General features: G+C 64.9%; 21 protein-coding genes and 1 tRNA gene. 7 read left to right on the forward strand and 15 right to left on the reverse strand.

Features of this window, described 5'->3' with window-relative positions:
- Window positions 1-10 precede the first annotated feature (10 nt).
- The 12 genes from ACUXVX_RS18945 to ACUXVX_RS19000 form a co-directional block, all read right to left on the reverse strand.
- The gene (locus tag ACUXVX_RS18945; protein ID WP_222468094.1) at window positions 11-868 is read right to left on the reverse strand and encodes a 4-(cytidine 5'-diphospho)-2-C-methyl-D-erythritol kinase; all 858 of its coding nucleotides are present in this window, start codon (window positions 866-868) and stop codon (window positions 11-13) included.
- Window positions 855-2,573 carry a tetratricopeptide repeat protein gene (locus ACUXVX_RS18950; protein WP_446309509.1) on the reverse strand — a complete coding sequence of 573 codons (1,719 nt, stop codon included), beginning with the start codon at window positions 2,571-2,573 and terminating at the stop codon, window positions 855-857. The genes ACUXVX_RS18945 and ACUXVX_RS18950 overlap by 14 nt, the downstream gene beginning before the upstream one ends.
- Before the next feature lie 129 nt (window positions 2,574-2,702).
- A complete protein-coding gene (locus ACUXVX_RS18955) occupies window positions 2,703-4,349 on the reverse strand; it encodes an electron transfer flavoprotein-ubiquinone oxidoreductase (protein ID WP_446309510.1) in 1,647 nt (548 codons plus the stop codon).
- Window positions 4,350-4,456: 107 nt separating this feature from the next.
- Window positions 4,457-4,532: transfer RNA gene (locus tag ACUXVX_RS18960), tRNA-Trp, on the reverse strand.
- 104 nt (window positions 4,533-4,636) lie between these two features.
- Window positions 4,637-5,608: a zinc transporter ZntB gene (locus ACUXVX_RS18965; protein WP_446309511.1), complete on the reverse strand. Its 972-nt coding sequence runs from the start codon at window positions 5,606-5,608 to the stop codon at window positions 4,637-4,639.
- A 222-nt stretch (window positions 5,609-5,830) separates the two neighbouring features.
- Window positions 5,831-7,987, reverse strand: a complete 2,157-nt coding sequence (locus tag ACUXVX_RS18970; RefSeq protein ID WP_446309512.1) for a molybdopterin cofactor-binding domain-containing protein — start codon at window positions 7,985-7,987, stop codon at window positions 5,831-5,833.
- A 4-nt stretch (window positions 7,988-7,991) separates the two neighbouring features.
- On the reverse strand, window positions 7,992-8,453 hold the full coding sequence (locus ACUXVX_RS18975; RefSeq protein WP_222495174.1) for a (2Fe-2S)-binding protein: 462 nt from the start codon (window positions 8,451-8,453) through the stop codon (window positions 7,992-7,994).
- A 177-nt stretch (window positions 8,454-8,630) separates the two neighbouring features.
- Window positions 8,631-9,806 carry an elongation factor Tu gene (gene tuf, locus ACUXVX_RS18980; protein ID WP_222472150.1) on the reverse strand — a complete coding sequence of 392 codons (1,176 nt, stop codon included), beginning with the start codon at window positions 9,804-9,806 and terminating at the stop codon, window positions 8,631-8,633.
- A gap of 126 nt (window positions 9,807-9,932) precedes the next feature.
- Entirely contained in the window at window positions 9,933-10,610 is a 678-nt protein-coding gene (locus ACUXVX_RS18985; RefSeq protein ID WP_446309513.1) for a hypothetical protein, read from the reverse strand.
- Window positions 10,607-11,740: a M48 family metallopeptidase gene (locus ACUXVX_RS18990; protein WP_446309514.1), complete on the reverse strand. Its 1,134-nt coding sequence runs from the start codon at window positions 11,738-11,740 to the stop codon at window positions 10,607-10,609. Before ACUXVX_RS18990 ends, ACUXVX_RS18985 begins: the two co-directional genes overlap by 4 nt.
- Window positions 11,741-11,776: 36 nt before the next feature.
- Entirely contained in the window at window positions 11,777-13,018 is a 1,242-nt protein-coding gene (locus tag ACUXVX_RS18995; protein ID WP_446309515.1) for a YjgN family protein, read from the reverse strand.
- Between the two features lie 64 nt (window positions 13,019-13,082).
- Window positions 13,083-15,407 (reverse strand): DNA topoisomerase IV subunit A, encoded by a 2,325-nt coding sequence (locus tag ACUXVX_RS19000; protein ID WP_446309516.1) that lies wholly within the window; start codon window positions 15,405-15,407, stop codon window positions 13,083-13,085.
- A 181-nt stretch (window positions 15,408-15,588) separates the two neighbouring features.
- Between ACUXVX_RS19000 and ACUXVX_RS19005 the strand changes: the two genes are divergently transcribed.
- The 6 genes from ACUXVX_RS19005 to ACUXVX_RS19030 all read left to right on the forward strand — a co-directional run bounded on the left by ACUXVX_RS19005 (window position 15,589) and on the right by ACUXVX_RS19030 (window position 19,710).
- The gene (locus tag ACUXVX_RS19005) at window positions 15,589-16,155 is read left to right on the forward strand and encodes an SH3 domain-containing protein (protein WP_446309517.1); all 567 of its coding nucleotides are present in this window, start codon (window positions 15,589-15,591) and stop codon (window positions 16,153-16,155) included.
- Between the two features lie 45 nt (window positions 16,156-16,200).
- Window positions 16,201-17,034 (forward strand): SDR family NAD(P)-dependent oxidoreductase, encoded by an 834-nt coding sequence (locus tag ACUXVX_RS19010; RefSeq protein ID WP_446309518.1) that lies wholly within the window; start codon window positions 16,201-16,203, stop codon window positions 17,032-17,034.
- A 65-nt stretch (window positions 17,035-17,099) separates the two neighbouring features.
- The gene (locus ACUXVX_RS19015; protein ID WP_222472118.1) at window positions 17,100-17,303 is read left to right on the forward strand and encodes a twin transmembrane helix small protein; all 204 of its coding nucleotides are present in this window, start codon (window positions 17,100-17,102) and stop codon (window positions 17,301-17,303) included.
- Between the two features lies 1 nt (window position 17,304).
- Window positions 17,305-17,877 carry a cob(I)yrinic acid a,c-diamide adenosyltransferase gene (locus ACUXVX_RS19020; RefSeq protein ID WP_446309519.1) on the forward strand — a complete coding sequence of 191 codons (573 nt, stop codon included), beginning with the start codon at window positions 17,305-17,307 and terminating at the stop codon, window positions 17,875-17,877.
- Between the two features lie 148 nt (window positions 17,878-18,025).
- Window positions 18,026-18,784 (forward strand): electron transfer flavoprotein subunit beta/FixA family protein, encoded by a 759-nt coding sequence (locus ACUXVX_RS19025; RefSeq protein WP_222472116.1) that lies wholly within the window; start codon window positions 18,026-18,028, stop codon window positions 18,782-18,784.
- Window positions 18,784-19,710 carry an electron transfer flavoprotein subunit alpha/FixB family protein gene (locus tag ACUXVX_RS19030; protein ID WP_446309520.1) on the forward strand — a complete coding sequence of 309 codons (927 nt, stop codon included), beginning with the start codon at window positions 18,784-18,786 and terminating at the stop codon, window positions 19,708-19,710. Before ACUXVX_RS19025 ends, ACUXVX_RS19030 begins: the two co-directional genes overlap by 1 nt.
- A gap of 80 nt (window positions 19,711-19,790) precedes the next feature.
- Here the strand turns inward: ACUXVX_RS19030 and ACUXVX_RS19035 are convergent, their stop codons facing one another.
- A complete protein-coding gene (locus tag ACUXVX_RS19035) occupies window positions 19,791-20,624 on the reverse strand; it encodes a DUF6473 family protein (protein ID WP_446309521.1) in 834 nt (277 codons plus the stop codon).
- A 167-nt stretch (window positions 20,625-20,791) separates the two neighbouring features.
- On the opposite strand from ACUXVX_RS19035, the gene ACUXVX_RS19040 reads away from it, so the two are divergent.
- Entirely contained in the window at window positions 20,792-21,667 is an 876-nt protein-coding gene (locus tag ACUXVX_RS19040; RefSeq protein WP_222472113.1) for a 3-hydroxybutyryl-CoA dehydrogenase, read from the forward strand.
- A gap of 51 nt (window positions 21,668-21,718) precedes the next feature.
- Here the strand turns inward: ACUXVX_RS19040 and ACUXVX_RS19045 are convergent, their stop codons facing one another.
- Complete coding sequence (locus tag ACUXVX_RS19045; protein WP_446309522.1) at window positions 21,719-22,627, reverse strand: lysophospholipid acyltransferase family protein; 909 nt, start codon at window positions 22,625-22,627, stop codon at window positions 21,719-21,721.
- A 55-nt stretch (window positions 22,628-22,682) separates the two neighbouring features.
- Window positions 22,683-22,952 (reverse strand): HPr family phosphocarrier protein, encoded by a 270-nt coding sequence (locus tag ACUXVX_RS19050; RefSeq protein WP_222472112.1) that lies wholly within the window; start codon window positions 22,950-22,952, stop codon window positions 22,683-22,685.
- Window positions 22,953-22,963: the final 11 nt, after the last annotated feature.

Consider the following 22,963-nt stretch of genomic DNA (forward strand, 5'->3'; position numbering starts at 1 on the left):
GCGGCTGCGCTCAGCCTTCGGCTACCCACCACTCCGGCCAGTCCTCGCGCAGCACACCGGCTGCCCGGTCGCGGGCCTCATTGTCTTCGAAGATGGCAAAGCAAGAGGCGCCCGAGCCTGACATCCGCGCCAGCATCGCGCCCTCCTGCGCCCGCAATTCCTCCAGTACCTCGCCGATCTCCGGCGCGAGCGAGCAGGCCGGGGCCTCCAGGTCATTGCGTTGCCAAGCCAGCCACTCCACCAACTCGCGGCGGCTGGGGGCCTCGGGCGGCTCCGGCATGGGGGCATTGTCGCGCTGCTCCATCCGGCCAAACACCGCCGCCGTCGAGACCGGCACGCGCGGATTGACCAGCAGCAGGTTCAGCTGCGGCATCCGCTCCAGCCGGGTCAGCTCCTCGCCGATCCCGCGCATCCGCCAAGACGCGCCAGGATCGAGGCACACAGGCACATCCGCGCCCAGCTCCTTGGCCAGCCGGTGAACGCCCGGCACCGGCACGCCCCAAAGGTCAGAGAGCGCGCGGAGCGCCGCCGCCGCATCGGCAGAGCCGCCGCCGAGCCCCGAGGAGATCGGCAGGTGCTTTTCCAGCTGGATAGAAACGCCGCCCACCGCCACGCCGAGCCGCTCGGCCTCGGCCTCCATCAGTTCGGCGGCCCGAAGCACAAGGTTGCTCGGCCCAGGCGGCACGCTGGCGCCGAACGGGCCGGAGGCGCCAAGGCTCATCCCCGGCGCGTCGGTCAGTGTCAGGTGGTCGCCCACATTGGCAAAGCACACGAGGCTGTCGAGCAGGTGATATCCGTCGCTGCGGCGGCCTGTAACGTGAAGGGCGAGGTTGATCTTGGCCGGGGCGAAGGCCTCAACCTTCGTCATTGACCACCGCAAGCGGTTCCGCGCCCTCTTCCGAGAGCACTGCATCCAGACCCTTCTCGAGCTTGCGGCGGATGCGGTCGGCGTCTTCCTTTTCGGGGTCGAAGGAGAGCGCCCGCTTCCACTGGAATTGCGCCTCGAGCTGGCGGCCCACCGCCCAGTACACATCGCCCAGATGGTCGTTCACGATCGGGTCCACCGGCAGCAGCTCGGTCGCCCGCTCCATGTGGCTCACGGCCTCCTCGTAGCGACCAAGGCGGTAGAGCACCCAGCCGAGGCTGTCGGTGATATGCCCGCTGTCGGGCCGCTCGGCCACCGCGCGCTCGATCATGTCGAGCGCCTCGTCGAGGTTCTCGCCCATCTCCACGTAGGAGTAACCGAGGTAGTTCAGCACCTGCGGCTGGTTGGGCCGAAGCTCCAGCGCCTTACGGAAGTCGGTCTCTGCCAGATCCCACGTCTTCAGCCGCTCACGGGTGATGCCGCGCGCGTAGTAGACGATCCAATGGGTCTCCAGATCCTCCTCGAAGAGCGCAATCGCCTTGTCATAGGCCTCCTCGCTCTCCTTCCACTTCTCCTGCCCGCGCAGCACGTCGCCCAAAGCGATATGCACGCCCAGAATGTCGGGGCGCGCCTTGGCGAGCTGGCTCAGCACCTCGGTCGCGGCTTCCACCTTGTCATCCTTGCGCAGCGCCTCGGCGCGGCCCATCTCAGCGGCGTGGAAGGCCGGGTCGCTCCGCTGCACGCGGTCATAGGTGCGCACGGCCAGCTCGTATTGCTCCATCTGGTCGAGCAGCTGGGCCGAGAGCAGCAGCGCCTCGGTGTTGTCATCCGGGCGCAGATATTCGGAGCTGCGCGAATAGAGCAGCGTGTAGCTGTCGCTGGTCTCGCCGTTCAGCGCCCCGGCCACCGACAGGAAGACCTCGGCCAGCCCGTCATCCGCCGAACGGATCACGTCGAACGCAAGGGTCTCGTCGGCCTCCAGCTGATCGCGGATCGCGGCAAGCTCCGGGTCGAGATCGCGGGTGAAGGCCTTTTCCATCAGCTCGATGGCATCGGCATTACGACCCAGCTGGCTGAGCACCTGCACATGGGCAATCACACCCCGGCGGGTCAGCCGCAGCGGCCCGGCCTCCCGGCCCGAAAAGATCTCGTCGGAGGCCTCGAAATCCCCGGCCACGGCAAAGGCCAGCGCCTTGTGATAGAGGCCAAAGGCCTTCAACCCGGTGTCATCCGCCGCAGCATCGAAGCTTTCCACCGCGTTGTCCATGTTGCCCAGCGCCAGCTCGGACCACGCCCGCACAAGCCCGTCCACCAGCGGCCCCACCGTCTGGCCCTCCGCCAGCCCGTCCAGCACCTCCTGGTATTGCTGCCGGCTCAGCTGATCGCTCATCAGCACCAGCCGCGCGATCTGGCTCTCGCCCACGGTGTCGACCATCTGCCGCGCAATCGGTACGGCCGCGTTGAAATCGGCCAGCCCGGCAAAGGCCAAGATGGCGTTTTCCATCAGCAGCGCATTGTCCCGGTCCCGCACGAGGGCGCGGGTGTAATAGTCGGCGGCAGCGCGGAAATCGTTGTTGAAGCTCGCCACGCGGGCGGCGAGGTAGGAGCCTGCAAGCCCCCGGTCGGCCTGCTGTGCAGCGGCGGGAAGGGCAGTGCTCACGGCCAGCGCAATCGCGGCAGCCGAACGAAGCAGGGAGGGGATCTTCACGGGGCTCTTTGACCTCTGTTCTTCGGGTTGCGCGCAGCGTAGTCCTCCGCGCTTACCAAAACAATACGATCCCGCCGCGCGACAGGCCTTGTCACGCGGAATCTCGCGCCATCGTGACGCCCCGTCAGCCTACATATTCGGGTAGTTCGGCCCGTCACCGCCCTGCGGCACCGTCCAGTGGATGTTCTGCGGCGGATCCTTGATGTCGCAGGTCTTGCAGTGCACGCAGTTCTGGAAGTTGATGACAAACTCCGGCGTGCCGTCCTTCTCGACCACCTCGTACACCCCTGCCGGGCAGTAGCGCTGCGCGGGTTCGGAATATTTCGGCAGGGTGAACTGGATCGGAACGCTGGGGTCTTTCAGCGTCAGGTGGCAGGGCTGGCTTTCCTCGTGGTTGGTCATCGAGAAAGACACGTTGGTTAGCCGGTCGAAGCTCAGCTTCCCGTCCGGCTTGGGGTAATCGATCGCCGGGTAATCGGCGGCAAGGCCAGTGGCGTCCGCGTCGTTCTTGCCGTGCTTGAGCGTGCCGAACAGGCTGAACCCGAAGAGGTTGTTGGTCCACATATCAAGCCCGCCGAGCCCGAGTGACGGCCACAGCCCCCACTTGCTCCACATCGGCTTCACGTTGCGCACCTTTTTTAGGTCTTTGCCAATCGCGCCGCCGCGCACCTCATCCTCATAGGCGCTCAGCTCATCCCCCTCGCGCCCGGCCTTGATCGCCTCGAAGGCGGCCTCTGCGGCAGCCTTGCCCGAGAGCATCGCGTTATGGTTGCCCTTGATCCGCGGCACGTTGACCATGCCCACCGAGCAGCCCAGCAGCGCCACGCCGGGCGCGACCATCTTGGGCATCGACTGGTATCCGCCCTCAGAAATCGCCCGCGCGCCATAGGCCACGCGCTTACCGCCCTCGAGCAGCTCCGCCACCATCGGATGATGCTTGAACCGCTGGAACTCCATGTAGGGGAAGAGATGCGGGTTCTTGTAGTTCAGGTGAACCACGAAGCCCACGTAAACCTGATTGTTCTCAAGGTGATAGATGAAGGAGCCACCGCCCGCGTTGCCACCTAGCGGCCAGCCCATCGTGTGGGTCACGGTGCCCTCGCGGTGCTTGGCCGGGTCGATCTCCCAGATCTCCTTCATGCCAAGGCCAAACTTCTGCGGCTCGTGGCCCTCGGCCAGCCCGTACTTCCCGATCACCTCCTTGGCGAGCGACCCGCGCACGCCTTCGGAGAGGAACACGTATTTGCCGTTCAGCACCATGCCCGGCTCATAGCCGTCGCCCGGCGTGCCATCGGGGTTCTTACCGAACTCCCCGGCCACCACGCCCTTCACCCGGTCGCCCTCGTAGATCAGCTCCGAGCAGGCCATGCCGGGGAACACCTCGACGCCCAGCTCTTCGGCCTGCTCCGCCATCCAGCGGCAAACGTTGCCCATCGAGACGATGTAATTGCCGTGGTTGTTCATCAGCGGCGGCATCGGGAAGTTCGGCACCCGCAGCTTGCCCTCTTCCCCGAGGATGTAGAAATTGTCCTTGGTGACCGGCGTGTTGAGCGGCGCGCCCTTTTCCTTCCAGTTCGGAATCAGCGCATCAAGCCCGCAGGGGTCCAGCACGGCGCCGGAGAGAATATGCGCGCCCACTTCCGAGCCCTTCTCCAGCACCACAACGTCGAGATCGGCATCCAGCTGCTTGAGCCGGATCGCCGCCGAAAGCCCGGCAGGCCCGGCCCCCACGATCACCACATCGTAGTCCATCGATTCCCGTTCGATCTCGGCCATCGGGCTCATCCTCCGCGCAACATAAATTCGTCCGGCCTTGGTTACCGGAGGGGCAAGCCCAAGTCCATCGCTACGCTGCGGCGCAAAAGGTCGTATCTGGGAGGGCCTGGCAGGGGCAGCAGGGCTTGAACCCGCGACCTACGGTTTTGGAGACCGTCGCTCTACCAACTGAGCTATACCCCTAAGGCCGGGCCGATGGATAAGAGAGGCGCTGCCGGTTGGCAAGAGGCAAATGTTTCATGTGCCGGTCGCTCTGCCAATAGGGCGCGCAATCTGCCCGCCATGCGTCAGATCCACCTCAGCCGCCGCAGCACCCAGACTTGCAGGATGCCCACCACCACCAGCCCGCCGGTAAATGCCCAGAAGGCCCAAGGGCTCTCGGCCCCCGGCATGCCGCCAAGGTTGATCCCCATCAGCCCGGTCAAAAACCCGAGCGGCAGGAAGATCGCGCTGAGAATCGACAGCAGGTAGAGGTTGCGGTTCAGCTTGTCCTGCACTGCGGAGTCTATCTCGTCCTTCAGCACGATCAGCCGGTCGCGCATGGCGTCGAGTTCTTCAACACCGCGCACCAGCCTGTCATGGGCCTCCGCCAGCCGCCGCCTGTCGTGCTTGGTCAGCATCGGGTGCCCACCGCTGGCCAACTGGCCGATCGCATCGCGCTGCGGGCCGAGATAGCGGCGCAGGTCGATCACCTCCTGCCGCTCGTCTACCACCTGGCTCCGCTGTGCCGGGTCGGGTCTGGCGATCACCGCATCCTCCAGTACGTCCACCCGCTCGGCCAGTTCAAAGAGCACCTCGTCGATCCGCCCGCCCATGCGCTCGACCACGCCGGTCAGAAAGCCGCCCACGCTTTGGGGCCCCTCGCCCGCCTCCACCGCCTCCTGCATCTCGGTCAGCGACTTCAACCGCCGCCGCGAGAGGGTGATGATCCGCGCCGGGTTCAGGAACACCCGGAGCGAGACCATGTCTTCGACCTCCTCGCCGGGGTTCAGGTTGACGCCCCGGAGGATCACCACCAGCCCGTCCTCCTGCACCGAGCTGCGCGGTCGGGTCGATTTGGCGGTGAGCGCGGCGCGGGTCGGGGCCTCCACGAAGTCGAGCACCTCTTCCATCCACGGGTCGGTCTCGGGGTGGTCGGCAACCAGATGGACCCAAGCCAGCTCATCGGCCCTGAGCCGGGCGACGATGTGGTCTTCATGGTCAATCCGCTGGCCCGCCTCGGGGCCGTTCAGACAGTAGGCAAACTCGATATGTTCCATGCGCCGGAGGCTAGCCGCATCCGCGCGTCCCGCAAGCGCAATCGCGCCCAGGCCGCGCGCGCCGCGTTAACCTCCGGGCCGGGGCCACATTCGCGTATGCATGGGATGTGCATGGGATGTGCATCAGTTGTGCATCGGCCCGTTCGCAGGGTTAACGCCCCGCCGCACCGCAGCGCAACACCCAGCCGCGCCCCTGCCGGAGCGCGGCCAAGCCATTGTTTATCAGGCAAACTCAATGCCCGCGTCCACCATCGGCAGGCGGAGCACCCGCGTGCCGGTGGCATTGTAGATCGCATTGGCCACCGCAGGCGCCGCCGGCGGCAATCCCGGCTCCCCCACTCCGGTCGGCGCCTCGGCGGAGGGCACGATATGCACCTCGATTTCGGGCATGTCGGTGATCCGCAGCGGCTCGTAGTCGGGGAAGTTGCTCTGCACCACTTCGCCGCCGTCAAAGGTGATCTTCTGCCGCATCGCATGGCCGAGGCCAAAGCCGATGCCACCCTCAATCTGGGCGCGGATCACGTCGGGGTTCACCGCCACGCCGCAATCCACCGCCGCCACGATCCGCTCCAGCTTGACCCGACCATCGGCATCGGTCGATACCTCCGCCACCTGCGCCACATAGCTGTTGAACGAGAAATGCGCGGCCACGCCCCGGCCCCAGCCTTCGGGCAAGTCATTGCCCCAACCGGCTTTTTCGGCGGCCAGCTTGAGCACGCCCAGCAGGCGCGGGCTGCCGCCAAGCAGACCCTCGCGGAAGGCCACAGGGTCCGCCCCGGCGGCCTCGGCGGCCATGTCCATGCCCACTTCCATGGCGTAGGCGGTGTGGCTGTTGCCCACCGCGCGCCACCAGAGCACCGGCACCGGCGTCTCCATGTTGCGGACAGAAACCTGCATCGCGGGGATGGCGTATTGCGTGTCCGTCACGCCCTCCACCGAGGCATGGTCGACCCCTTCGTGCACCATCATCTGCTCCATCGGCGTGCCGGTGAAGATCGACTTCGAGGCCACGTCAGAGCGCCAGGCGGCAAGCGCACCGTCCGCGCCGACCGCAACCTTTACCCGATGCTTCACCATTGGCCGGTAGTATCCGCCCGTCACGTCGTCTTCCCGGGTCCAGACCAGCTTCACCGGCTGATCGGTGCCAAGGGCGACGGCGGCCATCGCGGCTTCCACGTGATAGTCGCTGTCCATATTCGCGCGGCGGCCAAAGGAACCGCCGGCATAGACGGTTTCGATCGTGGTGTTTTCCTGGCCCACGCCGGTGACGGCACCTACCGCCATCTGCGTGACGGTCGGAAACTGGGAGCCATCCCAGATATGCGCCTTTCCGTCCTTGATCTGTATGGTGCAGGTCATCGGCTCCATCGGCGCATGGGCAAGGAAGGGGAAGTCGAACTCCGCCTCCACGGTGTTGTCACCGGCCAGCGCCTCCTCCACGCCCGCATCGTTGCGGGCCACCGGACCATCACCGTCGAGGGCGGCGGCATATTCGGCCTCCATCTCCTCGGTGGAGCGGCCTTCCGCGTTGGTGAAATCCCACTCCACGCTCAGCGTGTCGCGGCCTTGGATCGCGGACCACGTGTCTTCGGCGAAAACGGCGATGCCCTTGGGCGTCTGCTTCACCGCCGTCACGCCGGGCACGTCCAGCGCGGCGCTGTCGTCAAAGCTGGCGACCGTCCCGCCAAAGCGCGGCGCGCGCGCCATGACCGCATAGATCGTGCCCTCGGGCGCGACGTCCATCGCGAAGATCGCGGTGCCATCGGTCTTGGAGGGCGTGTCCTTCCGCGGCAGCAGGTCTTTGCCGATGAGTTTGAAATCCTTGGCTTCTTTCAGGATTGGCTCGGTCGGCGGCTCGGCGGTGTCCTTCACCTTGGCCACCAACTCGCCAAAGGTGGCCGACACGTCACCGTGGCTCACGACGCCCTTGTCGATCGTGATCTCGCTGGCGCGCACGGCCCATTCGAGGCTCGCCGCCTCCATCAGCATCGCCCGCGCCGCGGCGCCGGCCTGACGGTACTGCATGTAGCTGTTGGCCATCGCCGTGGAGCCGCCGGTGCCCTGCATCCCAAAGAGGGTGTTGGCATATTTGCTGGCATCAGCCGGCGCAAACTCGATCTGCACGGCGTCCCAATCGGCGTCCATCTCTTCGGCCACCAAGGTGGCAAGGCCGGTCGTCGTGCCCTGCCCCATTTCGAAGTGCTTGAGGATCACCGTGACCGTGCCATCCGGCGCGATCTTGACGAAGGGGTTGGGCATCAGCCCACCCTCATGGCCCGCAGCCAGCGCGCCCTTGGCGTTGAACCCGATGACCAGTGCCGCCCCCGCAGCCGCGGAGCCGGCAAGGAAGGAACGGCGGGAAGGTGTGAAATCTTTCATGGTCTTAGCCCTCCATCCGCTTGGCCGCGTCGTGGATCGCAGCCCTGATCCGCACGTAGGTCGCACAACGGCACACGTTGCCGCCCATTGCGGCGTCGATGTCGTCATCCGTAGGGGTGGCGTTCTCGCTCAGCAGGCCGATGGCCTGCATCATCTGGCCGGACTGGCAGTAGCCGCATTGCACCACGTCATTGGCGCGCCACGCCGCCTGCACCGCCTCGGCGGCCGTCCCGTTGATGCCTTCGATGGTGGTCACTTCCAGACCTTCCACATCGGAGATCCATGTCTGGCAGGAGCGCGTCGGCTCGCCATCCACATGCACGGTGCAGGCCCCGCAAGAGGCCACGCCGCAGCCGAATTTTGTGCCGGTGAGCTTGAGCTTGTCGCGGATCACCCAGAGGAGCGGCATCTCCTCGGGCGCGTCGACCGTGACCGCCTCACCGTTGAGTTTGAACGAAATGGACATGGGTGCTGGCCTCCCTGAGCTGGCGTAGTGAACCGAAGCGTTCATCTTGGTAGGGGAGATAGGGCCGGATTGGGGCTTGTCTCGCCCTTCCCCGCAAAAAGAAAGGGCCGCCCCGCTAAGGGACGGCCCTGTAATGCTTTTTCGCTCAGGCGGGCAGGAGCCCAGCCTGACCGATCATCACTCGATGATCTTGGAGACGACGCCTGCGCCGACGGTACGGCCGCCTTCGCGGATGGCGAAGCGGAGGCCGTCTTCCATCGCGATCGGGGCGATCAGCTCAACGGTGAACGACACGTTGTCGCCCGGCATCACCATCTCGGTGCCCTCTTTCAGGGTCACCGTCCCGGTCACGTCCGTGGTGCGGAAGTAGAACTGCGGGCGGTAGTTGGCGAAGAACGGGGTGTGACGGCCACCTTCCTCTTTGGTGAGGATGTAGGCTTCGGCCTCGAACTTCGTGTGCGGGGTCACCGAGCCGGGCTTGCAGAGCACCTGGCCCCGCTCGACGCCTTCACGGTCCACACCACGCAGCAGGGCGCCGATGTTGTCGCCAGCTTCACCGCGGTCCAGCAGCTTGCGGAACATTTCCACGCCGGTGCAGGTGGTCTTGGTGGTGTCGCGGATGCCGACGATCTCGATCTCGTCGCCCACGTTGATCACGCCACGCTCGACACGGCCGGTCACAACGGTACCGCGGCCGGAGATCGAGAACACGTCCTCGATCGGCATCAGGAAGGGCTGGTCGACGGCACGCTCGGGCGTGTCGATGTAGTCGTCCACGGCCTTCATCAGCTCGGCGATCTTCTCGGAACCGATGTTGTCGTCACGGCCTTCCAGAGCGGCCAGGGCGGAGCCTGCCACGATCGGGATATCGTCGCCGGGGTAGTCGTAGCTGGAGAGCAGCTCGCGCACTTCCATCTCGACGAGCTCCAGGAGCTCCTCGTCGTCCACCTGGTCGACCTTGTTGAGGAACACGACCATCTTCGGGATGCCGACCTGGCGGCCCAGCAGGATGTGCTCGCGGGTCTGCGGCATGGGGCCGTCAGCGGCGTTCACAACCAGGATCGCGCCGTCCATCTGGGCAGCACCGGTGATCATGTTCTTCACGTAGTCGGCGTGGCCGGGGCAGTCGACGTGGGCGTAGTGACGCGCGTCGGTCTCGTACTCCACGTGGGCGGTCGAGATGGTGATGCCGCGGGCCTTCTCTTCGGGCGCGCCGTCGATCTCGTCATAGGCCTTGAAGTCGCCAAACTGCTTGGTGATCGCAGCCGTCAGCGTCGTCTTGCCGTGGTCCACGTGACCGATCGTGCCGATGTTCACATGCGGTTTCGTGCGTTCAAACTTTTCCTTAGCCATCGTCCTTGGCGCCTCTGTTTCGGGGGGCCGACCTAGGCCCCGGGATTTGCATGGGCGGGTGCCTACGCGGGCGTGGGAGAAAAATCAAGCGCCCTTTGGCCTCAAGGGCTTTTCGCGCGGGCCCTGCTACCCGGCGGGGGTGATCACATCGCCGATATCGGGCGACACGCCCGGCCGATCCGCCGCGCCCTGCGGCACCGGGGCCGGTGCGGCCGCGGGCGCGGCTGGCACCTCCGGCAGCGGCTCTGCCAGCGGCGCGGAGGCCTCGTAGCGCGGGGCGAACCAGCCGGGGTTCTCCCGCATCCAGCCCTCGATCAGCCGGGCCGCATTGGCGGAAAGCTGCTCCATCTGTTGCGCCTTGGTGCGGGTCAGGCCGGAGCCGAGCACGGTTTCGCCCGAGAGCCGCTCGAACACGGTAAAGACCCGCGGCTCGGCGTTGATCTTGGTGCCCGCCGCATCATCCCAGACCGAGACCTGAATGCGCAGGATCGACTTGGGGGACAGCACCACCGGCACCCCCGGCACGGCCAGCGCATAGGCATCGACCTTCACCGCAAGGTGGTAAAGCTGGCTGCCCTCGAATCGACCGAACCGCTGATTGAGCGCCGCTTCCAGCGCGGCCTGCCATTCCTCGGCAGAGGCCTCGCGGGAGGGTGGCACCTTTTGCGCGCCCTCGGCCACGACGACCGAATAGCCCAACTTGAACTGGCCAATCGGCACAACCGGCTCTTCGAGGTCGGCAACGGCGGAGCAGCCTGCGAGCAGCGTCGCCAGCAGCAACGCCGGAGCACACCGCAGGCTCATTTGCAGATCGCCCGCAGCGCGTCCCACTCGGCCTCGTCCAGAACCGGCACAAAGGTGCCATCGCCCCGGGTTTCGGCCTCCCGCGCGGCAATGGCGCGGCTGGCGAGGTTGGGGTGCGACGACAGGAACTCCTCGGCCCCGTCCACATCGCCATATTGGTCGCGCAGCTTTTCGAAGAATCGCGCCATGCCTTCGCTCGGCAGCTCGGCCTTGCGGAGCAGCTCATGGGCAAACTCATCCGCCCCGGCCTCCGCGTCGCGCGTGTAGCTCGCCTGCATGAGTTGTTCGGACACGAGGATCACAAGCGCGCCCCCGGCAAAGTCGCCAAGAATCATCGAGATGATCCCTGCCGACCCTGCCGTGCGCAGCGTGATCCGCAGCGGGTCACGAGCCGCGACATGGCCGATCTCATGGGCCAGAACACCGGCGACCTCCTCCGGACTGTCCGCCTTGTCGAGCAGCCCCGAAACGATCACCACATGCCCGCCCGGCGCGGCAAAGGCGTTGACCAGCGGGTTGCGGATGACCCGGACTTTCAACTCGTAGGGCAGATCGAGGTGATCGGTGAAGCGCTCGGTCATCTTGGCCAACGCTGCGTCGCCCTCGGGCGTGGAGCAAAAACCAGAGCCGTTGTGACTGCCCAGCATGCGCTCGACCTGCCCCACCACGGTTTGGCCGATCCGTTCCTCCTGCTCGGGGTCGATCATGCCTGCCAGCGTGTCAGCCAGCGTGGGCAGGATTACGAAGAGGATCAGCAGCAGCGCGGCCACCGCGCCACCGCTCCAGAGCAGCACTTTGCGCCACGTGCCCTTGGCCACGCTCACCTTGCGGAGGTTGGGCGCAACCGCCCCCAGCGCGGCGGCATCCTCGGCGGAGGCGATGTTGAGGCGGGCCTCGTCATGCCCCTCGCGGAAAAACACGATCCCATCGCCGAAGCCGGGATCACGGATCATCCGTAGGCTGTCGAGCGGCCATTGATCCAGCAGCCGCCCGCTCTCTTCATCATAGATCAGCAGCCGCCCCTTGATCTGCTCGGCCTCGGCGCGCACCACCTTCGCCCCGGCGCTCTGACCGTCAAAGAAACGGCCAGCGACGGCGAAGGTCGGGAGCGGCGGGGTCGGGTCTGCCATAGGGCGGCTCCTTGGTTGGCGGGGCTGTCGGGCGACCTAGAAGGCCGCCCCCACATCGAGTGCATCGGCGAAGCCTTCCGCATCCACCACCTCGTCGCCTATGCGCTGGCGGATCGCGTCAAGCCTGGAGGCACCGATCACCGAGGTTTCCTCGACATAATGCCGGAGGATCGGCTGGGTGATGAAGACCATGCTCAAGGCCCCGGCAAATACGATGGCGAAGATATAGGCGAAGGCGATCAGGGCAATGAAGAGGATGCCCTGCGGGCTGCCGAAGAGATCATTGGGGTTACCGCCGCCCATCAGCGAGCCCATGCCCGCGATCAGAAAGCCGACCGGAATGAGCGCCAGCGCCGTCAGCAGAGACACCGCGATGGTGCCGACGATGTAGGTGCCGATGATCGTGCCGGTACGCGGCAGCGAGCGGAACCGGATGTCCTCACCCAGCACCTTGTGCGCGGCCAGAATGCGCCAAGCGTGCACCTGGTAGTAGATGAAGCCGATGATCAGCCAGACATAGGCGACGAAGAGCAGCACGAAGCCAAGCAGGGCGAGCTGTTCGTCCATCACCATCAGCACGGCGGCGCCGATGAACAGCACAATGGCGATCACCACGTGAATCATCGCACGGTAGAGGCTTGTCCACTTGCCACCTTGGGTGAACTTGGCATCGCCGTACCACGTGCGGTCCCAAGTGTATTTCTCCAGCTTGAAGGTGGCGAGTGGCGACAGAAGGCCAAGAGTGATGCCGCTGAGGATCGCCAGCAGGCACCCGCGCCAAGTGTAACCCCAGGCCCCCTTTTCGGCGCCAAACCGGACGCCGCGCCAGCGGGTCCGGCTCAGCAGGTAACGGCGGGCGCGGTACTGGGCAAAGTAGATGAGCGGGATCAGCGCGAAAAGGTTGGCGTAGATCACGACGATCTGCCGCAAGATTACCTCGGGGTCGTTCGGATCACCGCCCATGATGAAGGAGAAGCCCAAGAAAAGCAGGATCACGTTGAGGATGCCGAGATAGGCGGCAAGGATCACCACCGCGACGAGAAAGCCCAGAAACTTCTCCAGACCAGTGCCGGTGTACTCAAACGGGTTGCCACCGGGCGCAGTGGCGCTCCAAAGGTAGCGGCGAATGCGGGCCTTGGCCCAGAACCGGTAGATCCCAAGCGTCAGCAGGGTGAGCATCCCGGTGCCGAGGGCGAGCCAGAACAGCCGCCCTCCTTCACCGCGATACGCGCCGTGCAGCACGTCGTCTTCTACGATCGGTGCATCTGTGTAACTCATTGCTCGTCCCTCGTTTTAAAAGCCCGGCCCTCTTAGCGGGGCGCATTGGGCAAATTCATGACACTCAGTCGGTAAATTTGTTGTCTCTCGGAAAGCCGCGCGGTGCCATGCGGCCTGCGGAGGCGCGCTTGCCGATCCATTCGGCAAGGTCGGTTTCGGTGCGGGTGCGGCCTGCCGGGTCTTTCCAGCTCAGGCCCTCTTCGAGCGCGAAAGTCACGGCATCGCTCAGGCCGCCGTCCTTGTACTTTTGCAGCCGCACGCCCTTGCCCCGTGCCATCTCTGGCAACTCCTCGAGCGCGAACACCAGCACCTTTCGGTTGTCGCCCACCGCGGCCACGTGGTCGCCCTTCACCGGGCGGCACACGGCAGCAGTGACGCCGTCTTTCACGTTGAGCGATTGCTTGCCTGCGCGGGTCTGGGCCACCACCTCGTCGGAATTGACCACAAATCCATCGCCCGCCGAGGACGCCAGCAGAAGCTTTTGCCCCGGCACATGGGAGAACAGCGCCAGAATCTCGGCATCGTTCGGCAGGTCGACCATCAGCCGAACCGGCTCGCCCATGCCCCGCCCGCCGGGCAGCTGCGATCCGGGGAGGGTATAGAACCGCCCGTTCGCGCCAAGCAGCAGCAGCTTGTCGGTCGTCTCCGCGTGGAAGGCAAAGCGCGGGCCATCGCCGTCTTTGAATTTCAGCTCCTGGCCAAGGTCGATGTGGCCCTTCATGGCGCGAATCCAGCCCATCTGCGAGCAGACCACGGTGATCGGCTCGCGCTCGATCATCGCCTCCATCGGCACGTCTTCCACCTCGCCGGCCTCGGCGAATGCGGTGCGGCGCTTGCCCTCTTCGGTCTTGGCGCCGAACTTATCGCGAACCTCGCGCAGCTCATCGCTGATGCGGGCCCATTGCAGCTCGGGGCTTTCCAGCAGGTCTTGCAGGCTTTCGCGCTCGCGCATGAGCTCATCCTGCTCGGCCTTCAGCTCCATCTCCTCCAGCCGCCGCAAGCTGCGCAGCCGCATGTTGAGGATCGCCTCGGTCTGCACCTCTGTCAGGCCATCACTCGGCTCGTCCGGTGTGCCCGGGCCGATGGGGCTGATGTAGTCGCTCTCGTCCGTCGCCCGCCTGTGCTTGACCGACCAATCTTCGGCCATGAGGGCGCGCTTGGGCTCGTCGTCGTAGCGGATGATGTCGATCACCCGGTCGAGGTTGAGGAAGGCGACCATCAGGCCCTCGAGCACCTCGAGACGATTGTCGATCTTCTCCAGCCGGTGCCGCGACCGGCGCTCCAGCACATCCCGGCGATGATCGAGGAAGGCGCGGAGCAGTTCCTTTAGCGAGCAGACCTTCGGCGTGCGCCCGTCGATCAGCACGTTCATGTTCAGGCTGAAGCGCATCTCCAGATCTGAGTTGCGGAACAGCATGCCCATCAGGATCTCGGGGTCCACGTTCTTGGAACGCGGCTCCAGCACCAGCCGGATATCCTCGGCGCTCTCATCGCGCACATCGGCCAGAATCGGCAGCTTCTTCAGCTGGATCAGCTCCGCGATCTTCTCGATCAGCTTGGACTTCTGCACCTGATAGGGGATCTCGGTGACAACCGCCTGCCATTGCCCGCGCCCGAGGTCTTCGACCTCCCAGCGGCAGCGCAGCCGTACCGCACCGCGCCCGGTGCGATAGGTTTCGGCAATGCTCTCGGGCGGCTCCACGATCACGCCACCGGTCGGAAAATCGGGGCCTTTGACGTAGTTTAGCAGCGTGTCGTCACGTGCATCAGGCGTTTTCAGCAGATGCAGGCAGGCGCCGATCAACTCGTCGATGTTGTGCGGCGGAATGTTGGTGGCCATGCCCACGGCGATGCCGCTGGAGCCATTGGCCAGCAGGTTGGGGAAGGCGGCGGGCAGAACCTCGGGTTCCTGCAGGCGGCCATCGTAGTTGTCGCGGAAGTTGACGGTGTTTTCGTCCAGCCCTTCGAGCAGCGCCTCGGCAGCCACGGTCATCCGCGCCTCGGTGTAGCGCTCGGCCGCCGGCATATCGCCATCAATGTTGCCAAAGTTGCCCTGACCGTCGACCAGCGGGTAGCGCACCGCAAAATCCTGCGCGAGACGGGCCATCGCATCGTAGATCGCCTGGTTCCCGTGGGGGTGAAAATCCCCCATCGTGTCGCCGCTGATCTTGGCCGATTTCAGGAATCCGCCCGTCGGCGACAGCCGCAGCCGCCGCATCGCGTAGAGGATTCGCCGGTGAACCGGCTTCAGCCCGTCGCGCGCATCGGGCAGCGCCCGGTGCATGATGGTGGAGAGCGCATAGGTAAGATAGCGCTCGCCGATGGCCCGGCGGAGGGGTTCTGCCCTCTCGTTCGGCTCGATATTGGGGGTGTCTGCCTCGTCATTCATAGATGATGTGATACCGAAGCCACGAAAGACGGTAAAGCGAAAGCACGCGTTACGTAAGTTCCCAAAGGACTATCCAAAGCGCTTTGAGTTTTGCTAATAGCATGGCCGCAAGGAACGCTTCACGCTATAGTGGAGTTGTATTTACCAGAATTGAATAAGATCGGCGTTTGCGGAGGGTGCGATGGGTGCGCGGGGTTTGCTGAAAATGGTTGTGGCGCTTCTGGCTCTGATTTTCGGGGCCATGGTGCTTGTGGGCGATGGCCCCGAGGTCGCGATGGGCTCTGACGAACCCGCGATGACCGCCGAGGAACTGGCCACGTTCGACACCGCCGCCGTTGAGGACACCGTCACCAAGACCGACGACAACCCGGCGATTCTCGCGGCCGCCGCCGCTGAGCCGGTCGAAACAGAGCCCGAGCCCGTTCTCGAAGCCTCGCTCGCCACTGCAACCGATGCCGCAGTGGCCGCCGCTCTGGCCGAGGTGGAACCCTCCGAGCCTGAAGCCGAACTCGCCGAAGAGATCGCCGCCACCGATGGCGTGGAACTCACCACCGTTGGGGTGGTACTTGGCCAGCGCGTCAACGTGCGCTCCGGCCCCTCCACTGGCAATGGGGTGATCGGTCAGGTCGTCGAAAACCAGGAAGTCGAGATCCTCGGCTATGAAGACAATGGCTGGGCCCGCATCCTGCTGGATGGCGAAGAGGGCTACATGTCGGGCGACTTCATCCGCGAACTGCCGCAGGGCTGATACCAGCCCTTGCGCCCGCCCCCGTGGCGGGGCATCCCGGCCTGCATGACGCAGAACTCCATTCTCATCACCGGCTGTTCAACCGGCATCGGCTATGACGCTGCTCACGGGTTACGGAACGCCGGGTGGCGCGTGTTCGCCACATGCCGCCAGCAAAAGGACGTGGACCGCCTGAGCGCCGAAGGGTTCGAGAGCTTCCTGCTCGACCATCAGGACGACGCGAGCATGGAAGCCGCCGTTGCCGCCGTGCTTTCGGCCACCGGCGGCACGCTCGACGCGCTCTTCAACAATGGCGCCTATGGCCTCGTCGGCCCACTGGAAGATGTGCCGACCGATGGCCTGCGCGACCTCTTCGAGAGCAACTTTTTCGGCTACCATACACTGACCCGGCTGGTGCTGCCTGCAATGCGGGCGCAGGGCCACGGGCGCATCTTGAACTGCTCCTCCGTGCTGGGCTTCATGGCGATGCGCTGGCGCGGGCCCTACGTGGCTTCGAAATTTGCGCTGGAGGGCCTGAGTGATGTGCTGCGGCTGGAAATGTCGGACGCAAACATCGACGTGGTCCTGATCGAGCCCGGCCCGATCCGCACGGAGTTCCGCAAGAATGCCATCGCCAAGTTCGAGCAATGGATCGACTGGAAGGCCTCCCCCCGCCGCGCCCAATACGAGAGCGAGCTGCTCGACCAGCTCTACAAACGCAAATCCAAGCCCGAGCCGTTCGAGCTGGGGCCAGAAGCGGTGACGCAGGCCGTACTGAAGGCGCTCACCGCCCGGCGCCCGAAGGCCCGCTACCGGATCACCACGCCCACGCACATCATGGCCTGGGCCAAGAGGCTCCTGCCGCAACGGGTGCAGGACTGGGCGATTCGGAAGGTCTGAGGCAGGCTGTCACCTTCGCATTCCCCCAAGGCCGGGCTAAATGAGGCCAAACGCCGGAGACCCTGATGACAAACGACCCGCTTTTCATAATCGTTGCCGTTGCTTGCCTCGTGGTAGTGGGCATCCTGCTCTTCGGGATCGGGGGCTTTGCCAAGGGTGGCGATTTCAACAAGAAGCATGCCAACAAAGTGATGCGCTGGCGGATCGGCGCGCAGGCGGTGGCCATCGTTTTGATCCTGCTCTTCGTCTGGCTGCGCAGGGGAGGCTGACATGGTTGTTCTGAACAAGATCTACACCCGCACGGGCGACAAGGGCGATACCGCCCTGGGCACCGGCGACCGCGTGGCCAAGCACTCGCCGCGCGTCGCGGCCTATGGCACCTCCGACGAGCTCAACTCGGTTGTCGGCCTCGCCCGCCTACACTCCGAGGGCGAGATGGATGCTCAGCTCGCGACGATTCAGAATGACCTTTTCGACCTCGGCGCCGATCTCTGCCGCCCGGGAATCGACGAGGACGACAAGGCCGAGTACCCGCCGCTGCGGATGATCGAGGCGCAGGTCACCCGGCTGGAAAGCGAGATCGACGCGATGAATGCAGGCCTCGAAGCCCTGCGCAGCTTCATCCTGCCCGGCGGCACTCCGCTGGCCGCGCACCTCCACCTCGCCCGGACGACCTGCCGCCGCGCCGAGCGTCTGGCGACCGAACTGGCCGAGACCGAGCCGGGCGATGTGAACCCCTTCGCCATCCGCTACCTGAATCGCCTCAGCGACTGGTTCTTCGTCGCCGCCCGCGTGGCCAATGGCGGCGAAGACGTACTCTGGGTGCCCGGCGGCAGCCGCTGAGGCCGCAATCGTTTGCGCTAACGTCGCAAAACGCGGCGTCGGCTGGCCGGATTGCGGCGATTTTGCCCTGTAAGCGGGCCGCAACCTCCGCTAACAAATGCCCCAATCCGGGTGGCGCAGCCGCCCCTGACGCGAGGAGAGAGACCCCATGAAGGTACTTGTGCCTGTGAAACGGGTGATCGACTACAACGTGAAGGTCCGTGTGAAATCGGATGGTTCCGGTGTCGATCTTGCCAACGTGAAAATGTCGATGAACCCCTTCGACGAGATCGCCGTCGAAGAGGCGATCCGCCTGAAGGAGGCCGGGACCGCTGAAGAGGTGGTAGCCGTTTCCATCGGCGTGAAGCAGGCGCAGGAAACGCTCCGCACCGCCCTCGCCATGGGCGCTGATCGGGCCATTCTCGTCGTCGCCGCGGATGACGTGCACCAAGACATCGAGCCGCTCGCCGTTGCCAAGATCCTCAAGGCCGTGATCGACGAAGAGCAGCCGGGCCTCGTACTCGCCGGCAAGCAGGCCATCGACAACGACATGAACGCCACCGGACAGATGCTCTCTGCGCTGCTGGGCTGGAGCCAGGCCACCTTTGCCTCCGAGGTGAAGGTTGAAGGTGACAGCGCCGTGGTGACCCGCGAGGTCGACGGCGGCCTGCAGACCATCAAGGTGAAGATGCCCGCCATCGTCACCGTGGACCTGCGCCTCAACGAGCCGCGCTACGCCTCGCTGCCCAACATCATGAAGGCCAAGAAGAAGCCGCTGGATGAGAAGACCGCCGCCGACTACGGCGTCGACGTTTCGCCGCGTCTGGAGATCGTGAAGACCTCCGAGCCCGAAACCCGCCAGGCCGGCGAGATCGTGCCCGACGTGGACACGCTGGTGGCCAAACTCAAAGAGAAGGGGATCGTCTGATGGCCGTTCTGCTGCTTGCCGAAGTGACCGACGGGGCGCTCTCCGTCGATGCCACCGCCAAGGCCGTCTCGGCCGCCAAATCGCTGGGTGACGTGACCGTGCTTTGCGCCGGGGCCTCCGCCTCTGCCGCAGGGGCCGAAGCTGCCAAGATCGACGGCGTGGCCAAGGTGCTGGTTGCCGAAGATGCCTCGCTGGGCCACCGCCTCGCCGAGCCGACCGCCGCACTGATCGTCAGCCTCGCGGGCGACTACTCGCACATTGTGGCTCCGGCCACGACCGATGCGAAGAACGTGATGCCCCGCGTTGCGGCCCTGCTCGACGTGATGATCCTGTCGGACGTGACCGCCGTGGTCGACGCCGACACGTTCGAGCGCCCGATCTATGCGGGCAACGCGATCCAGACCGTGAAGTCCAAGGACGCGACCAAGGTCATCACCTTCCGGACCTCCACCTTTGACGCCGCAGGCGAAGGCGGCTCGGCGGGCGTTGACACCATCGGCGCTGTCGAGAACCCCGGCCTCTCCGAGTGGGTCGAGGACAAGGTGGCCGAGAGCGACCGCCCCGAGCTCACCTCGGCCGGCATCGTGGTCTCCGGTGGCCGTGGCGTGGGCTCCGAAGAGGACTTTGCCCTGATCGAGAAGCTGGCCGACAAGCTCGGCGCCGCCGTGGGTGCCTCGCGCGCCGCGGTGGACTCCGGCTTTGCCCCCAACGACTGGCAGGTCGGTCAGACCGGCAAGGTCGTGGCCCCCGAGCTCTATGTCGCGGTGGGCATCTCCGGTGCCATCCAGCACCTCGCCGGCATGAAGGACTCCAAGGTCATCGTCGCGATCAACAAGGACGAAGAAGCCCCGATCTTCCAAGTTGCCGACTACGGCCTAGTGGCCGACCTCTTCACTGCTGTGCCTGAGCTGATCGAAAAGCTCTGAGCACATCGCGGGCGGCCTGAGCCGCTTTCAGAATACGCGAAGGCCCGCCCCAATGGCGGGCCTTTTTCCTTTCAGGCGGGCTAGTTCACCAGCGTGCTGATGACCGGCGAAAGCGCGCTGGCGATCTCCTCATGCACAGCAGGCCCCGGCATCTCGGCGGCGGCGGGGGCCTCCATCTCGGAATACACCATGCCTGCCGTGCCTGCCCGCCAGGCTGCCACGCTCGGCGTGATCTCTACCACTTCAGCCAATTGCGGGCGGAGGATATCGACCATCTCCTCATCCACGAAGAGCGGGTCGTTTCCGAGGCAATCGTGTGTCTCGTCGCGGCTGGGTGTTCGGGCATCGCGCACCCAGAGCAGCACCACCTTGCCCGGCACCCGTGCCAACATGGTCTGCATCCGCGCCACCCAAGCCGACTTCAGCTCTTCCACCACCATCCCGTATTTCTCGGCGCTGACGCGATTGAGCGTCGACAGCATGTGGCGGGTGAAGTTGAACTCGGTGAAATCCACCTCCCGGAACACCGTTTTCATCAGGCTGGAGGCCCGCAAGAAACGGTCATTGCGGCGGGGATGCACCGCGTAGAACCGGTTCGACATGTTCTGTGCGCCCATCACCTGCACCACCGTCACCGCAGCCCGCGTGGCGGCATCGATCAGCGTGGGATCGTTCACGTAAAGGTCGGCCCCCGCATTGAGGCATCCGAAGTTGACACAGCGCCTGCCAATCGCCTCCTCGACCAACGCCGGAAACGGGTCTTCAACAAACTTTCCGTAGGTCTCGGTGCCACCGAAGAAGGCTACATAGGGGCCGTCCAGCTTGCGCCGCGGCCCACGAAACAGCAGCCGTGACTTGCCGTAACGACAATGCAAATAGTCCAGAGCACTTTGACCCGTCGTATCAACGGTCATTCCACCACCTCACAAATTTCTCTTCACCCGGAGGCGACCCTGACTGATGGGCCTTGCGATTTTGCTAAAGTTTCGAATTCGACCGATATTTCTTTGGTCCCCGGCTCTTGCTGCGGCTGCACAGCGCCCCTAATCTCGCCGCGACCAGCAAGAGCGGGGTAGCTATCATGGACATCCAGACCATCGGCGTTGTCGGCGCAGGACAGATGGGCAACGGCATCGCCCATGTGCTCGCGCTCGCGGGCTATGACGTGAAGCTGAATGACATCAAGCAGGATGCGATCGACAAGGCGCTCGGGACCATTGCCAAGAACATGGATCGGCAAGTCAGCCGCGAGAAGATCACGGCTGAGGAGCGTGATGCCGCCTTGGGCCGCATCTCCTCGACCCTCACGCTTACCGACCTCGGCCCCTCCGACCTGATCATCGAGGCCGCCACTGAGCGCGAAACCATCAAAACCGCGATCTTCGAAGACCTCGTGCCGCATCTGGCGCCGCATACGATCCTGTCGTCCAACACCTCCTCAATCTCTATCACTCGGCTCGCCTCGCGCACCGACCGGCCCGAGAAGTTCATGGGGTTCCATTTCATGAACCCGGTGCCGGTGATGCAGCTCGTCGAGTTGATCCGGGGCATCGCCACCGACGATGCGACCTACAAGGCCTGCGCCAAGGTGGTCGACAAGCTGGGCAAGACAGCCTCTTCGGCCGAGGACTTCCCGGCCTTCATCGTCAACCGCATCCTGATGCCGATGATCAACGAGGCGGTCTATGTGCTGTACGAAGGCGTCGGCAACGTCAAGTCGATCGACATGGCCATGAAGCTCGGCGCCAACCACCCGATGGGCCCGCTGGAACTGGCCGATTTCATCGGGCTGGATACATGCCTCGCCATCATGAACGTGCTGCACGACGGGCTGGCCGACACCAAATATCGCCCCTGCCCGCTGCTCACCAAATACGTCGAGGCCGGCTGGCTGGGCCGCAAAACCCAGCGCGGGTTCTACGACTACCGCGGCGAGGAGCCGGTGCCCACGAGGTAAGGAACCTTCAAGAAGGTTCTCAACTTCCGACGATTTCTCTTTAGAAGTCTGCTACTTGGCCGGTTTTAGCGCCAGCGTCTGTTCCCGCAACCACTTGATGAAGCCGCGCGGATTGTCCTTGCGGGCGTCAATCTCGTCACGACCGATCGGTTCGCCGACCACCGGAGCCTGCGGCTTGTTCAGCGCGTGGCGCACTTCATACAGCAGAAGGCTCTGCCGCAGCACCGCACTCAGCTTGTTGGCAATCTGATACCAGCGGCTGTTTTGCCCCTGGAAGTAGATTGGCAGCACCTTGGCCTCGGAGCGGAGCACCATCTTGGCCGTGAAGGCGTGCCATTCCTTCTCGATGGCCGGGCCGAACCATGTTTTGGCCGAGGCCACCTCGCCCGCCGGGAAGAGCACAACGCAGCCGCCCTGCTTGAGGTGGTCGTTCGCCTTCTTCCGCATTTCAAGATTGCGCTCCAGCGCATCCGGCTCATGCGGGAAGGGCACCGGGATCATGAAATCGTCGATCTCCGCCACGCCGGTCAGCAGCGAGCGGGTCAGGATCTTGTAGTCGGTCCGGCGGCGACCGATCAGCTCGGCCAGCACCATGCCGTCAACCAGCCCATGCGGATGGTTGGCCACAATCACCAGCGGCCCGGTCTCGGGGATGTTGTCGATCTGCGCCTGCGGCGTGGTCAACTTGATCCCCATGACGCCCAGTGCCTGTGCCCAGAAGCCCTGCCCGTGCGGCACGCCCAGCGCCTCGAATCGGCGGATCAGGCGGAGCAACCGCAGCTTGGCGGTCGCCCATTCCATCACCCGGATGAAATTGGCCTGAAGCGGGTTGGGGAAGGTGTTGGCATAGCTCAGGCGACGGCGGTCATAGGGCGCATCGTTCAGCGCCTCGGACTCGGGCTGCGTCGCAGCACCGCCAACGGGCAAATCAAGCCCACGGCGCGGGCGCCTCAGGTTCATCGTTTTGGGTTGGTAACTTTCCACCAAGAGGGCCGTGCCTCCCTGCTCTCGTCTCTCAGATGCCTTCGCCGAACTTGTCGGCCACCAGCTCTGCAAGGGCGGTTGCCAGCTCTTCTGCCTGGGCTCCGCGGGTTTCGACCTCAATAAAGGTTCCCTTGGACGCTGCCAACATCAAAAGCCCCATGATGCTGTCGCCCCCGGTAGAGAGCCCGTCCTTTGACACATCGGCCTCGGCGTCGAACTGTTCGACCGTCTCGACGAACTTGGCAGATGCGCGGGCGTGCAGCCCTTTTTCGTTCACGATTTCCAAGCGTTGCACCGACATCCCCACTCCGC

The organism is Vannielia sp. SX4 (genome assembly GCF_052828525.1).

Coding starts and splice junctions, on each gene's coding strand:
- ACUXVX_RS18945 (WP_222468094.1), bottom strand. CDS start 868: ATGACGAAGGTTGAGGCCTTCGCCCCGGCCAAGATCAACCTCGCCCTT.
- ACUXVX_RS19000 (WP_446309516.1), bottom strand. CDS start 15,407: ATGAATGACGAGGCAGACACCCCCAATATCGAGCCGAACGAGAGGGCA.
- ACUXVX_RS19045 (WP_446309522.1), bottom strand. CDS start 22,627: ATGAACCTGAGGCGCCCGCGCCGTGGGCTTGATTTGCCCGTTGGCGGT.
- ACUXVX_RS18965 (WP_446309511.1), bottom strand. CDS start 5,608: ATGGAACATATCGAGTTTGCCTACTGTCTGAACGGCCCCGAGGCGGGC.
- ACUXVX_RS19015 (WP_222472118.1), top strand. CDS start 17,100: ATGACAAACGACCCGCTTTTCATAATCGTTGCCGTTGCTTGCCTCGTG.
- ACUXVX_RS18975 (WP_222495174.1), bottom strand. CDS start 8,453: ATGTCCATTTCGTTCAAACTCAACGGTGAGGCGGTCACGGTCGACGCG.
- tuf (WP_222472150.1), bottom strand. CDS start 9,806: ATGGCTAAGGAAAAGTTTGAACGCACGAAACCGCATGTGAACATCGGC.
- ACUXVX_RS18955 (WP_446309510.1), bottom strand. CDS start 4,349: ATGGCCGAGATCGAACGGGAATCGATGGACTACGATGTGGTGATCGTG.
- ACUXVX_RS18995 (WP_446309515.1), bottom strand. CDS start 13,018: ATGAGTTACACAGATGCACCGATCGTAGAAGACGACGTGCTGCACGGC.
- ACUXVX_RS19005 (WP_446309517.1), top strand. CDS start 15,589: ATGGGTGCGCGGGGTTTGCTGAAAATGGTTGTGGCGCTTCTGGCTCTG.
- ACUXVX_RS19025 (WP_222472116.1), top strand. CDS start 18,026: ATGAAGGTACTTGTGCCTGTGAAACGGGTGATCGACTACAACGTGAAG.
- ACUXVX_RS19035 (WP_446309521.1), bottom strand. CDS start 20,624: ATGACCGTTGATACGACGGGTCAAAGTGCTCTGGACTATTTGCATTGT.
- ACUXVX_RS18990 (WP_446309514.1), bottom strand. CDS start 11,740: ATGGCAGACCCGACCCCGCCGCTCCCGACCTTCGCCGTCGCTGGCCGT.
- ACUXVX_RS18970 (WP_446309512.1), bottom strand. CDS start 7,987: ATGAAAGATTTCACACCTTCCCGCCGTTCCTTCCTTGCCGGCTCCGCG.
- ACUXVX_RS19010 (WP_446309518.1), top strand. CDS start 16,201: ATGACGCAGAACTCCATTCTCATCACCGGCTGTTCAACCGGCATCGGC.
- ACUXVX_RS19030 (WP_446309520.1), top strand. CDS start 18,784: ATGGCCGTTCTGCTGCTTGCCGAAGTGACCGACGGGGCGCTCTCCGTC.
- ACUXVX_RS18985 (WP_446309513.1), bottom strand. CDS start 10,610: ATGAGCCTGCGGTGTGCTCCGGCGTTGCTGCTGGCGACGCTGCTCGCA.
- ACUXVX_RS19050 (WP_222472112.1), bottom strand. CDS start 22,952: ATGTCGGTGCAACGCTTGGAAATCGTGAACGAAAAAGGGCTGCACGCC.
- ACUXVX_RS19020 (WP_446309519.1), top strand. CDS start 17,305: ATGGTTGTTCTGAACAAGATCTACACCCGCACGGGCGACAAGGGCGAT.
- ACUXVX_RS19040 (WP_222472113.1), top strand. CDS start 20,792: ATGGACATCCAGACCATCGGCGTTGTCGGCGCAGGACAGATGGGCAAC.